This window comes from Flavobacterium rhamnosi (assembly GCF_048286515.1).
Taxonomy (GTDB): Bacteria; Bacteroidota; Bacteroidia; order Flavobacteriales; family Flavobacteriaceae; genus Flavobacterium.
Window position 1 is genome coordinate 1 of record NZ_JBLVPS010000003.1, and the last position, 13,301, is coordinate 13,301.

The 13,301-nt window shown below is 35.7% G+C and carries 10 protein-coding genes; 4 read left to right on the forward strand and 6 right to left on the reverse strand.

The window, feature by feature from the left end; translation table 11 throughout:
* Window positions 1-255: IS200/IS605 family transposase (gene tnpA / locus ACNQGN_RS02900; RefSeq protein WP_417986358.1), on the reverse strand; the 255-nt coding region annotated here is incomplete at its 3' end.
* A 236-nt stretch (window positions 256-491) separates the two neighbouring features.
* Between tnpA and ACNQGN_RS02905 the strand changes: the two genes are divergently transcribed.
* Complete coding sequence (locus ACNQGN_RS02905; protein WP_417986359.1) at window positions 492-2,099, forward strand: L,D-transpeptidase family protein; 1,608 nt, start codon at window positions 492-494, stop codon at window positions 2,097-2,099.
* A gap of 40 nt (window positions 2,100-2,139) precedes the next feature.
* Here the strand turns inward: ACNQGN_RS02905 and ACNQGN_RS02910 are convergent, their stop codons facing one another.
* From ACNQGN_RS02910 to ACNQGN_RS02920, 3 genes are all read right to left on the reverse strand, one after another.
* Window positions 2,140-4,611, reverse strand: a complete 2,472-nt coding sequence (locus ACNQGN_RS02910) for an AsmA family protein (protein WP_417986360.1) — start codon at window positions 4,609-4,611, stop codon at window positions 2,140-2,142.
* Between the two features lie 141 nt (window positions 4,612-4,752).
* Window positions 4,753-6,132, reverse strand: a complete 1,380-nt coding sequence (locus ACNQGN_RS02915; RefSeq protein ID WP_417986361.1) for an ammonium transporter — start codon at window positions 6,130-6,132, stop codon at window positions 4,753-4,755.
* A 227-nt stretch (window positions 6,133-6,359) separates the two neighbouring features.
* Window positions 6,360-6,866 (reverse strand): nuclear transport factor 2 family protein, encoded by a 507-nt coding sequence (locus ACNQGN_RS02920; RefSeq protein WP_417986362.1) that lies wholly within the window; start codon window positions 6,864-6,866, stop codon window positions 6,360-6,362.
* Window positions 6,867-7,110: 244 nt separating this feature from the next.
* Between ACNQGN_RS02920 and ACNQGN_RS02925 the strand changes: the two genes are divergently transcribed.
* Window positions 7,111-8,685, forward strand: coding sequence for a L,D-transpeptidase family protein (locus ACNQGN_RS02925; RefSeq protein WP_417986363.1), 1,575 nt, complete (start codon window positions 7,111-7,113; stop codon window positions 8,683-8,685).
* 105 nt (window positions 8,686-8,790) lie between these two features.
* Here ACNQGN_RS02925 and ACNQGN_RS02930 read toward each other — a convergent pair whose 3' ends face one another.
* Window positions 8,791-9,105 carry an HPF/RaiA family ribosome-associated protein gene (locus ACNQGN_RS02930; RefSeq protein ID WP_417986364.1) on the reverse strand — a complete coding sequence of 105 codons (315 nt, stop codon included), beginning with the start codon at window positions 9,103-9,105 and terminating at the stop codon, window positions 8,791-8,793.
* A 502-nt stretch (window positions 9,106-9,607) separates the two neighbouring features.
* On the opposite strand from ACNQGN_RS02930, the gene asnS reads away from it, so the two are divergent.
* Window positions 9,608-11,044, forward strand: a complete 1,437-nt coding sequence (gene asnS / locus ACNQGN_RS02935; RefSeq protein ID WP_417986365.1) for an asparagine--tRNA ligase — start codon at window positions 9,608-9,610, stop codon at window positions 11,042-11,044.
* Between the two features lie 63 nt (window positions 11,045-11,107).
* Window positions 11,108-12,574, forward strand: a complete 1,467-nt coding sequence (gene rpoN, locus ACNQGN_RS02940) for an RNA polymerase factor sigma-54 (protein WP_417986366.1) — start codon at window positions 11,108-11,110, stop codon at window positions 12,572-12,574.
* Between the two features lie 116 nt (window positions 12,575-12,690).
* Here the strand turns inward: rpoN and ACNQGN_RS02945 are convergent, their stop codons facing one another.
* A complete protein-coding gene (locus tag ACNQGN_RS02945) occupies window positions 12,691-13,281 on the reverse strand; it encodes a thymidine kinase (RefSeq protein WP_417986367.1) in 591 nt (196 codons plus the stop codon).
* Window positions 13,282-13,301: the final 20 nt, after the last annotated feature.

Below are 13,301 nucleotides of genomic sequence, written 5' to 3' on the forward strand. Positions count from 1 at the left end.
ATATCCTTTAAATTGACCCACCAAAAATTGAGGTGCATCACTTGGTTCGCATTTTACAAAAAGATGTACATGGTCAGGCATTACCTCCATATTCTCAATCACGACACCTAATTCAATCGCTTTTTCATTCAACAACTCTTTTAATCTAATATCAATACCGTTAATCAATACCTTTCTACGGTATTTTGGACACCATATCAAATGATAGGCTATATTGTATGTAGCACTTCTGCTTTTCCTCCATCGCTTTTCCATTAAACAAATATATAAAAAAAAGTATTTAATTGTCACTTGTATATCTAAAATGATTAGAAGTATTTGCATTTTCAATTCATCCCCCGTCTAAAGACCCAAGTCTATGGGGGCTTTCTTGAAAAATTATCGTAATTGATATGCTTTTCAACAAGAAATCTCTTACTGTAAACGGCTTTGACATTCGATTTCACATACAATAACCGTTTTTTTTCTACCTTTATATAAATAATTATGCCATGAAAAACTTTGTTTTAGCCATTGCAATTATATTATTTAGCTTTTTACTTAGCGCTGTTGACCGTAATAGAAATAAAAATATAACGGCTAGTAAAGCTTCTCTTGCCGAAGCTCAAATAACATCCACAAAATCGATAATCGATATTAATAGTGTTATCATTGCGAATTTTTTCAAGAGGTATCCCAATTTAAGAAAGTATCAATCGGATGTTAGTGCTTTATACAAAAAACGAAACTATAATTCTATTTGGTATAACAGTATAGGGCTTATAGAGTTTGCCGATTTATTATACTCTAAAGCAAACCAATTAGAAGAAGAAGGCCTTAAGACCAGCTTAGCTTATAAAGATAAAATTGATGGTATTTTTAATGACCAATCCACAAATAATTTATCACAAACTGACACGGAACTCCTATTAACATCTATGTATGTATTTTATGCGAAAAAAGTATTTCATGGAATTGAAACGGCTAAAATCAGGGAAGTCGGATGGTTTTTACCAAGGAAAAACCTGTCTTACGAGAACCTTTTGGATTCTTTATTAGTTGACCCTAAACTATTAAACAAAAATGAAAATCAGCTATTTGGACAATATTACAAACTGCGGGATGTTCTAAAAAGATACCGTCAAATAGAAAAAAATGGTGATTGGAATACCATAATTCCAGATTCTTTGGTAAAAGAATATAAACCAAACGACAGCTCGAAGACCATTGGTCAAATAAGGCAACGCCTAGCCGTCATCGGAGATTTGCAACAAGATTCCAAAAGTAATATTTATGATGATGAATTAATGGCTGGCATATTGAATTACAAAAAAAGAAATGGCTATAAAAAAGATTATATAATTACATCGATTCATATTCGACGAATGAACATACCTATTGCCAAATACATCAAAACCATTATGGTAAATATGGAACGCTGCCGATGGATTGCTCCAAAGTTGACAAAAGCAGAAGAATACATCATTATAAATATTCCGGCTTTCAAACTGATTTTTAAAAGGAAAGGCAAAATTGAATTGGAGTCGAGCGTCCTTGTCGGCAACAACATGACTGAAACAGTAGTGTTTAGCAGTAACATAAGTCACCTCGTCTTTAGTCCTTACTGGATTGTACCCCAAAGCATCATTGAAAATGAATTAAAGGAAGAGATGAGGAGAGACAAAAATTATTTAGCTTCCAATAATATGGAATGGAACAATGGGAAAGTCATGCAAAAACCCGGACCAAAAAACCCGATGGGACAGGTTAAGTTTATCTTTCCGAATTCCAATAGTATCTATTTACACGATACGCCATCCAAAAATTTGTTTGAATACGAGTATAAGGCATTTAGTCATGGCTGTATAAATGTAAAAAAGGCTAAAGAATTGGCTATTTTGATTTTGAAAGATGACCCCGACTGGCCACTCGAACGGATCAATGACGCTATGGAAGGCGGTAAGGAAACCACTTGTGTCCTAAAAAAGAAAATCCCTATCCACATTGGGTATCTCACCACATGGGTAGACGATTCTGGCGAAATTAGCTTTTATAATGATCTATACTTAAGAGATGAAAGCTTAACCGAATTATTACTTTCTGAGGATTCCAAAAAATAAATTAATTTTTTCAAACGCATCATTTTCACCACTGCATCTTCTATTGGATATCTGCGTTTTCATGGTTTTTATTCCATTTAATTTTTATTTTCCCCGCTTCGTCAACAGCTAATAAATACAAGACGATTCCATTATTTCTTCGCTCGGCTCTTTCCATTTTATTAGTTATTTTATCATCCCTTTTCGGATTTCTCAACGGAATGGTCAATGCCAGATTAGTACCTCTGCTAAATGAGTATACTCCGTTTATATCTAAGTTCAGAACGCTGGAACTGACTCTTAAATTGCTGACATTTACTAAATCTCCATTTATTTTAAAGTTTCCTGACAAATCCTTAAACACAATATTGTCAACATCTCTAAAAGGGAAAGCAAATCTGCCCACTTTCTGTATCGGTTCAAAATCGATTAAAGCCCCTTTTATTACATCAAATTTGGCAGTACCTGCAAGAGAATTTGTTTTTAATTGACCTCCTGTAAGTAGTCCTCCTGTAAGCGAGGCTGTAGCAGACAGAAACCCTTTAATGTTTTTTGGCTTAAAGGATTGAATCCCAAAATTGTTTAACGACGTCAAAAAACGCTCTATATCCACACGATTAATTTTTGCATTGGATTCAAAAAGAAAAGCATCATCTTGTGGTACCAACTGTCCGTCAAAAGAAATAGTCCCTCCTGAACTTTGTACCCATCCATTTTTTACAATTAATCTATTGTTAGCCAATAAAACGGTAGCTTTAGTATTGGTCGCCTCTAATTTATTATACACCATTTTATCGGCTTTTAAATTCAACACTACCTGGCATTTATCAATAACGGAATAAAGTCTATCAGAAAAAGCATCCGTTTTATTTTTTTCTCTGCGGGATTTTTGATGGGATTTTGTAATAACTCCCAAAAACTGCTTGACATTCAGATAAGGAACATAAATATCCCAATTAACTATCATTTTTTCCGGATTCTCGTAAAATAAGGTGAGGAAATTATCTATTTTACCTTCCATAAAAACTGCGTTTCGACGGTCTTTAAAATTAATTTTTTTGATCAGAAGCGCTTCTTCCGTAAAATCAAGCTCAATGTCAGTTTTTAGAAAAGTTAAATTCCGAGGCCCATAATTTACCGTTGCATTTGTGACTGTTACATCACCGGTAAAAAGTGGCTTTTGTATTTCTAAATTTACAATGTCAAATTTAAAATCCAAATTGACTTTAACCTGTCCATCGGAAAAACGCACGAAATCTTTATTAATCATTTCATTCAAGAGGGCAACATTAAAATCAGATTTAAAACTTCCGGTAGCAATCGTTTTTTCAAAATTAGAAATCATTCCCAACGGGATCGTAAAAGGAATGGTTTTATAGGCACCTGAGAAATTAGCCAGTGTAACGGTGGAGTTGACATCATTGCAACCGTTCCCTTTTTTATAATTATTTGTGAAACTGGCATCAAAAGTACAATCGGTGATAACTCCGTCCGGTATCCGGAGTTCATTATCGGTGATTTTTGCTTTTACAACAATTTCAGGATCGCCACTTGCATTCCAATCTCCAGCAATTGTGCAACCCACTTCTATTGGCTTTTTCAAATCAAATCGACTTATTCTGGAGCTGATATTTTGACTCATTAAAGCGGAAGCATCCAGCCATGAAATGGTAGTTGTAATTGCAATATCAAAAGGTGATTTTTTTTTATCCAGACTAAAGTGCGCTTTGATATCAAAAAGATCTTTTCCAATTTCGAGATTCTCAGACCTTACACTGATCTGGTTTTTTTCATTGGAAAAATCAACTACTAAAGTCCCGTCCAGTATTTTATCTTTAATAAAACTCCCTCTTTTTGTATTGAAAGCCATATTTTTGGCAAGCGTTTTAAGATGGAGATTCGTGTTCCAATTATCTTGGTTGTGTTTTATTTTGCTTTTTAAATCAATAATATGAAAATCAAATAGCTTATTTCCTAATTGATTTTCAGAGACAAAATGGACTTTGCTTAAACTAACCTCATCAATCGAAGAAGTTGTTGAACTTTCTGATTTCTTAGCTGTGGGTTTGGGCCTGAAAACATCGGTATTTACAACTCCATTTTTTCCCTTAAACAAATATAAGGTTGCTTTCTGGATTTCTATTTTATCTATATTTACTTCATTTACAAGCAAGCTCCAAAGACCGATACGAATCTCGATTTGTTCTGCGTTAAATAAAGTTCGTTTATGTAGTGCCCACAAACTGTCTTTTAACTCCACTTGATTTAAGGCCAAAGTCATATTGGGAAAACCCTTCAAGAACTTGTATTTGATATCCCCAATACGGATTGTTCCTTTTATATTATCGTTGATTTTGGCATTAATTTGAGCTACGATTTCTGTTTTATTATTGTCAAAATAAATCGCTAAAAATCCGGAACACAGCAAAACAAAGAAAACAATACCCACAAAGAAAAAACTAATCTTCTTGATTATTCCTCTAAAGCTTCCTGTTTTAAAATATGTTTTTGTGGTTTCCCAAAACTGAATCATCTGTATTTTCGTTATCGTTTAAAATAAAGATAACGTAAAAATACGCCGCTATGAAACTATTGTACACAAACTAAATTTCGTTTACCCAATCATCCCCTTTAGCCTAGCTCTTAGTAAGCAAATTTAATACGCCCCAGATTCCTATTCCTCAAGAACTAAATCAGCACACTCAATAGGAAAGAGTGTTTCATCATGTTGTGATAAATCCAACCCTATAATCTCAGATTCTTCTGAGACACGCATTGGGATAATTCTATTGGTGATCTTAAATAAAAGATAAGCCCCAAAAAAAGTATAGATTGAAACTAGAACTAACGCCATCATGTGATGTCCAAATACTTCCCAGCCTCCATGAAGCAAGCTGGCGTTTTCACCATGAGCAAAAATTGCTGTTAGAATCATACCCATAATTCCACCCACACCATGACATGCAAAAACATCCAGAGTATCATCAATTCCTTCTAAAAATTTAGCATTAACAACCCAATTTGAAACAAGAGCTGCGATAAATCCAAAAAACATACTTTCAGGAACCGACACGTAGCCCGCCGCTGGTGTTATAGACACTAATCCGACTACAGCGCCTATACAGGCTCCTAGTGCCGAAACTTTTCGGCCGTTTATTCGATCAAAGAAAATCCAGGCAAGCATAGCTGCAGCTGATGCAGTTGTTGTGGTAGCAAATGCCATCGCTGCAACGCCATTGGCTTCCAAAGAAGAACCGGCATTAAACCCAATCCAACCAAACCAAAGCATTCCGGTTCCTAATAAAACAAAAGGAATATTAGTAGGTACATGTCGACTGTTTTTCCGTTTTCCTAAAACAATAACACCTGCCAAGGCTGCAAAGCCAGCACTCATGTGTACTACAGTTCCTCCTGCGAAATCTTTAACACCAAAATAAGACCCCAAAATTCCCGTAGGATACCATACCGCATGACACAAAGGCGCATAAATGAACAGCGTAAACAAACAAATAAAAAGTAAATACGAAATAAAACGAACGCGTTCTGCAAAAGACCCAGTTATTATTGCAGGTGCAATAACCGCGAATTTCATTTGAAATAAAGCAAACAACATAAAGGGAACCGTGCTCGCTATTTTTTCATGCGGCAATACCCCGACATAGTCCATAAATGTGAACGAAGTTGGGTCACCCACAAAACTATAAAAACCAGAACCTATGTTAATTCCTAATGGCTCTCCAAAAGCCAAACTAAAGCCTACGACCACCCATATTAAAGTGACAACTCCCAAACAAACGAAACTTTGCAACATGGTGGAAATTACATTTTTCTTCCCTACCATTCCACCATAAAAAAAAGACAATCCCGGTGTCATTATTAAAACCAAACAACAGGAGGTCAGCATCCATGCAACATCTGCAGGGACGATTTGGTCAGTAGTTCCAAATTGTGAAAGAACGGCATCAGTTTCTGTGACTGCCGGCCAAAATACGCCAGTGATACAAACAATACTTATAATTATAAAGGATATGATCCAGCGCTTCTCTATTTTCATTTTATTTACTTAACCCTATTATATTAGGGGTCAAAGTTAAAAAAAAATTAATTTCGAGTCACAAAACAATTTAAAATAGGGACTAAGCCAACAATTATCGTCAAATTAATAATTTTAAAGACGATTTTTTAATTTTATGCAATTTAACGTCTCAATATTAGCTGTTTATTGAGGAATAAATTATAATGAATTCCGCACAGGAATTAAAAAAGAAATCAAATTACTACTTATTCTTGAAAATTCTTCAGGAGCCCGTCTTCTATAGGCGCTTTTATCCTGATGACGGCATCCGCACTGTCATTAGGAACGGTCATCGACAAAACGTAATGCTTTATTTTCCAATCCCTACCTATTTTCACTAGTACTCCTGAACCCCGGCAGATTTTCATTTGGGTACTCAGCAATTCATCAAACCAAGCTATTTTTTTGGTTTCATCAAAATAAACATGACGCTCCAATGCAATAAAATTCCAAGCCTTGCCTTTGTCAAAATAAGGTTTTGAATAAGCTTGAAAAGCTGTTTTATTCCAATTTTCGGTAGCATCTGTACCAATGAAAATAGCATCTTCAACCATCAAATTAAAATAGGCGTTGTAGTTTGCTTCTGCAGCCGCTTTGTGCCAAAGGTCAAGCATAGCATTAATCTTATCCTTCTCTTTAGAAGTGTCTTGATCCATTGGGATAAATGCTGAAAACAGCAAAATAGTTAAAGATAACAGAACTATTTTTTTCATAATTTTTGGATTTTCTTGAATTTATTTGACAAAAAATTTAAAATTTAAAATAAATAAAAACAAACAACTTACTGTTTTACAAATAGTTATGGGATTATTTTATTTAAAATATAGACTTCAGGTAAAGATACTGTTTTAACGACAAGAAATGCAACTTGTTCAAAACTGGTACTATAGGGCTAGATTTGACGTATTTTTGTACCGCCTCAAATGAAATCACGACGCACTAATTAAAGCTTAACCTATGAAAAAGTTATTTTCCCCTATTATACTAATTGTTTTTACAATTTTGTTGACCACCATTGCCTGCAATAAGAACAAAAAAGACTCTACAGAAAACCCTTCGGACGGGAATGCAGCGGTTACTTTTGACAGCACACAGGTTAAAACTTTTTTCGAAAAGTATCCTAAATTAAAAATCTATCAAGCTGACGTAATGAAGTTGTATCGTAAAGAACAATTTCATTATATCTGGTACGATAATGATGGACTCAACGAGTTTGCAGGTTTATTGTACAACAAAGTCAATAATTTGGAAGTAGAAGGAATTCAGGCCGCTATTCCTTATAAAGAAAAATTGGACGATATTTATGACAACCCGGAAGACAATCAAAAGGCAAATCTTGATACCGAACTATTAAGTTCTGCGCTGTACTTTTTTTATGCCGATAAGGTATATGACGGCATAGACACTCAAAAAAGCAGAGATCTTGGATGGTTTCTGCCTCGAAAAAAGAAATCATATGTTAACTATTTAGATTCGCTTTTAATCGACCCTTCGCTAATCAACAAAGACGAAAAAGGCGTACTTAAACAATATTATCTTCTCAAAGATGTCTTAAAAGAATACCGTCAAATAGAAAAAAAGGGTGGATGGAAAGCTATAGCTCTTGATCCAAATGTTAAGTCATACAAACCAGGAGACAGCGCTACGGTGATTGCACAAATAAGACAACGTTTACTGATTACCGGAGACATTGCTTCCGATTCAAAAAGTGCGGTTTATGATGACGCACTGGCTGTCGGAATTTTGAAATTCAAAAAGAGAAGTGGCAACACCCTCAATAAAACTATTTTGCCAGAACATATTAAATACATGAATGTGCCCGTAGCACAACGCATTAAAACCATTATGGTAAATATGGAGCGCTGCCGATGGATTTCAAACGACATTACCAAAGCAAAAGAATTAATTGTGGTTAACATTCCTGCTTATGAGCTAACGTTTTTCAGAGATGGGAAACCAGAATTAAGATCTAAAGTAGTGGTCGGCAAAGCCTTGCACAAAACGGTAATTTTCAGTGCTCCGATGAAATATATCGTATTTAGACCCTATTGGAACGTTCCAACAAGCATTTTGAAAAAAGAGATTCTTCCAGCGATTGAAGAGAACCCAAATTACTTAGAAGAACATGACATGGAATGGAAAGACGATTACGTCAGACAAAAACCAGGACCTGAGAATTCATTGGGATTAGTAAAGTTTTTATTCCCTAATTCGAATGCTATTTATTTACATGACACGCCATCAAAAAGCTTATTCGGTAAAGAAGACCGAGCTTTCAGTCACGGATGTATTCGTGTGGCTAAGCCAAAAGAGTTAGCTGCAATCATTATGAAAAATGACAAAAAATGGAATGCTCAAAAAATTGAAGCTGCGATGAACGAAGGAGAAGAATACTGGTACACGCTCAAAAACAAAATCCCAGTTTATATTGGTTATTTTACCTCCTGGGTAGACGACGAAGGAGTTATTCATTTCTATGAAGATGTATATAAAAGGGACGAAGCGTTAGCAGCGCTACTTTTCAACAAATAAATTTTTGTCCGTTTAAAAAACAACAAGCAAAAAAAATGACATTATCTTATTTAAAAGGTAATGTCATTTTTTATTTTTAATTCGTGTTTACCAAAAGGTAACTATTTAATACGTTTTCTGTTTTTCGAAAGTCGTATCCAACACTTTTTTGATCTTGTCCAACGCCCCGTGAAATGCTTTCTCAGTTGTATCCGCATAATTCGTAACCGCTACAGGCTGCATATTTACCGGTCGGGCTTCAATAAGACATCGCTTGTCGTTGATTCCGGACTTATCACTATTTTCGTCTCCAAGATGCACCTCTAATCGCGTCACTTTATCTTCGAAACGTGCTAAAGCTGTTCCCAATTCCTCCGAAATATACGCTTTCAAACGCGCATGACCTTCTACATTATTGTCTGTGTTGATTTGTACTATCATGTTTTTATTAATTTATTGTTGTCTTTCAAATTTACCCATTGCCATATGAAAAAACGAACTCATTAATAAAACATTGTGAAAAAAAAGAAATAGAATAGGGATTTAAGGAAGTTCAGTTTGCAGTTATGATGACTTAATAAATAATAAATTATAATCCCGATCAAGAAACAATCGCATTGTTCTTAAAAATAAAAATCTAGATTATAGTAGTGTTACATAAAAAATAATTTCCCGGATTAGCATTTTTTGATTTTCAGCCCCCAAAAGAGCAAAGTCCTGAACGGAAAAATGAAATTGTTTAAAAGTATAATGGTTCGATTATCGATTCCCAGGCCCAGATTGCAACGACATCCAATGCTTTTTTGCGTTGATACAGTAAAAAGGAAGAAATAGGTCCTGAATAAACCCTGATTACTCCTTTGTGGCAATGTCATTTGAAACAAATCATTTATATTTGCATTTCGATTACAAGACAATTTTCAATATCAATTAAATCATTAAAATGAGACATACAAAAGTTAAAGACTTACTAAACAGTACTACGACGCTTCATGAAGTAAATGCAAAAGGATGGGTGAGAACTTTTAGAAACAATCAATTTATTGCCTTAAACGATGGCTCGACCATCAATAATATACAATGTGTTGTCGATTTTGAGAACACTCCAGATGAAACATTAAAGAGAATTACCACTGGCGCAGCAATTTCTGTTACTGGAAACCTGGTAGAAAGCAAAGGTGCCGGTCAGCAATATGAAATTCAGGTAGCCAAACTCGAAATACTTGGAGATTCCGATGCGGAGAAATTCCCAATACAACCTAAAAACAAACCAAGCTTGGATTTCTTGCGTGAAAATGCACATTTAAGAGTCCGTACTAATATGTTTGGCGCGATTATGAGAGTGCGTTCGGTATTATCGTATGCGGTTCATAGTTATTTTCAAGAAAAAGGTTTTGTATATGTAAATACACCAATCATTACGGGATCAGATGCTGAAGGTGCCGGTGAAATGTTTAAAGTGACCGCTTTACCATTTGACAATACACCGAGAACCGAAGAAGGAAAAGTGAACTACAAGGAAGATTTCTTCGGAAAAGAAACGAACCTTACGGTTTCGGGACAACTGGAAGGAGAGACTTTCGCGATGGCTTTGGGACAGATTTATACTTTTGGGCCAACGTTTAGAGCCGAAAACTCCAATACTTCCCGTCACCTTGCAGAATTTTGGATGATTGAGCCAGAAGTAGCCTTCAATGATTTGAATGACAATATGGATTTGGCCGAAGATTTTATCCAATACGTAATCAAATACACGATGGACAAATGTCCCGAAGATTTGAAATTTTTGGAAACGAGATTATTGGACGAGGAGAAATCAAAACCAGTCGCGGACCGAAGTGAAATGCCGCTTTTGGAAAAATTAAATTTTGTTTTGGAAAACAATTTTAAACGTGTTTCCTATACTGAAGCAATTGACATTTTAAGAGATTCTACCCCAAATAAAAAGAAAAAATTCAATTATATCATTAATGAATGGGGAGCTGATTTACAATCAGAACACGAACGTTATTTAGTGGAGAAACATTTTAAATGTCCGGTAATCTTGTTTGATTATCCTGCGAATATCAAAGCATTTTATATGCGTTTGAATGAAGACGGAAAAACAGTTCGCGCTATGGACATCCTTTTCCCTGGAATTGGAGAAATCGTAGGTGGTTCTCAAAGAGAAGAGCGTTTTGATGTTTTGGTTGAAAAAATGAAAGCCTTAGGAATTGACGAAGAAGAATTATGGTGGTATCTTGATACACGAAGATTCGGTTCAGCAGTTCACTCTGGATTTGGGCTTGGATTTGAACGTTTGGTATTGTTTGTAACGGGAATGACAAATATTCGTGACGTAATTCCTTTTCCAAGAACACCAATGAATGCCGAATTTTAATAAAAGTTGATTTGTGAATTTGGTTCCAAATAACCAAATAAACGAATAACCAAATAAACTAACATGCTAAAGCAATTTCTAAATTTAAAATTATCACAGAAATTATCTCCTCAACAAATTCAGTTGATGAAGTTAATTCAATTGCCTACGCAAGCTTTTGAACAACGTTTATTGGAAGAAATGAACGAGAATCCAGCGCTGGAAACTGGAAAAGAAGAAGAGGATTACGAAAAAGACGAGTTCGAAAACGAAGATTATGATGATTATGACGATGCGGAATCCGAGCGTATTGACGCCGAAGACATTAACATTGACGAATATTTAAGCAACGACGAAACACCGGACTATAAAACACAAGCAAATAATTATAGTGACGACGATGAGGATCGCGAAACTCCTTTTGCTGCTCCGGTGAGTTTTCATCAGGATTTAATCAATCAGTTGAATACATTCATTCTGAATGACGACGACCGAGAAATTGCAGAATTTTTAGTGGGAAGCATCGACGATATGGGCTATATCCGAAGAAGCATTTCTGATATTGTTGATGATTTAGCTTTTACTCAAGGAATTTATACCGACGAAAAAACTGTTGAAAGACTGTTACACGTTATTCATGAACTGGAACCTTCAGGTGTGGGCGCACGTGATTTACAGGAATGCTTATTGTTGCAATTGAAACACAAGACTCCAACGGAATATGTGGAATTGGCCACGGATATTATCGAAAACCAGTTTGATGCATTTACTAAAAAACACTACGACAAGCTTTTACAAAAGCACAATGTTTCGAATGAGCAACTTAAAAAAGCAATTCACGAAATAGAAAAACTAAATCCAAAACCAGGCGGATCATTTACCGGAAACAATAAAGTCACTGAAAACGTGGTTCCTGATTTTGCCATCAGAATTGTAGACGGTGAACTGGAATTGACCTTAAACGGACGAAACGCTCCTTCCCTTCACGTTTCCAAAGATTATCAGGAAATGATGCAAACGTATAAGGATTCCCGTGATAAATCAGCACAGCAAAAAGATGCAGTACAGTTTATCAAACAAAAACTGGATTCGGCTAAATGGTTTATCGATGCAATACGACAACGCCAGGAAACGCTTTTTGTAACTATGAATGCGATTATGCATTATCAGGAGGAGTACTTCTTAGATGGTGATGAAACCAAGTTAAAACCGATGATTTTGAAAGACATTGCCGACATGGTAGGTCTGGACATTTCGACGATTTCTCGTGTGGCCAACAGCAAATACGTGGAAACGCCTTATGGAACGAAACTGATCAAAGAATTCTTTTCAGAATCAATGAAAAATGATCAGGGAGAAGATGTTTCTACGCTTGAAATAAAGAAAATTCTCAAGAACACCATAGAGGAAGAGGACAAGAAAAAACCACTTCCTGACGATCAATTAGCCGAAATACTAAAAGAAAAAGGCTATCCCATCGCCAGAAGAACGATTGCAAAGTACAGAGAACAACTGGACATTCCTGTGGCCAGAATGAGGAAGAAGATGTAAGCAATCATGATTTTGACAATTTGAATTACGATCTAGTATGTGATACTATCCAAAACCACCCTTTCAGATTTTGAATTCTGAAAGGGTTTTTGATTTGTAAAAAAAATGATTTTTTTTTATTTCTCGTGATCTTTTCTCATCGCGTGATAATAAGCGGCACGACTCAATGGCTCGTATTCTTCGGTTTCACCTAGCATAACAAGTTTGTCATTGTCTGTTTTTCGGAAACTGTAATTCGCCAGATTTCCGGTGCGGGTACATACCGCGTGCACTTTAGTGACATATTCGGCAGTTGCCATGAGCGCAGGCATCGGGCCAAAAGGATTTCCCTTAAAATCCATATCCAATCCGGCAACAATTACACGAATTCCCTGGTTTGCCAAATCATTACAGATTTTGACAATTTCGTCGTCAAAGAACTGCGCTTCGTCAATTCCAACCACATCACAACCTTGCGCCAAAATAGCAATATTTGCAGCAGCAGGGACAGGTGTGGAACGGATTTCATTAGCGTCATGCGACACCACCATATCGTCATGATAACGCGTATCAATTTCCGGTTTGAAAATTTCTACTTTTTGTTTGGCAAATTGCGCTCTTTTCAAACGCCGGATCAATTCCTCGGTTTTACCCGAAAACATGGAGCCACAAATGACTTCAATCCAACCAAATTGTTCTTTATGATTTACTGTATTTTCGAGAAACATTTTGTATTTTTCTGACTTAA

Bases quoted from the DNA above. Each gene is read 5' to 3' on its own strand.
- ACNQGN_RS02905 (WP_417986359.1), top strand. From the start codon at position 492: ATGAAAAACTTTGTTTTAGCCATTGCAATTATATTATTTAGCTTTTTA.
- ACNQGN_RS02910 (WP_417986360.1), bottom strand. From the start codon at position 4,611: ATGATTCAGTTTTGGGAAACCACAAAAACATATTTTAAAACAGGAAGC.
- ACNQGN_RS02915 (WP_417986361.1), bottom strand. From the start codon at position 6,132: ATGAAAATAGAGAAGCGCTGGATCATATCCTTTATAATTATAAGTATT.
- ACNQGN_RS02920 (WP_417986362.1), bottom strand. From the start codon at position 6,866: ATGAAAAAAATAGTTCTGTTATCTTTAACTATTTTGCTGTTTTCAGCA.
- ACNQGN_RS02925 (WP_417986363.1), top strand. From the start codon at position 7,111: ATGAAAAAGTTATTTTCCCCTATTATACTAATTGTTTTTACAATTTTG.
- ACNQGN_RS02930 (WP_417986364.1), bottom strand. From the start codon at position 9,105: ATGATAGTACAAATCAACACAGACAATAATGTAGAAGGTCATGCGCGT.
- asnS (WP_417986365.1), top strand. From the start codon at position 9,608: ATGAGACATACAAAAGTTAAAGACTTACTAAACAGTACTACGACGCTT.
- rpoN (WP_417986366.1), top strand. From the start codon at position 11,108: ATGCTAAAGCAATTTCTAAATTTAAAATTATCACAGAAATTATCTCCT.
- ACNQGN_RS02945 (WP_417986367.1), bottom strand. From the start codon at position 13,281: ATGTTTCTCGAAAATACAGTAAATCATAAAGAACAATTTGGTTGGATT.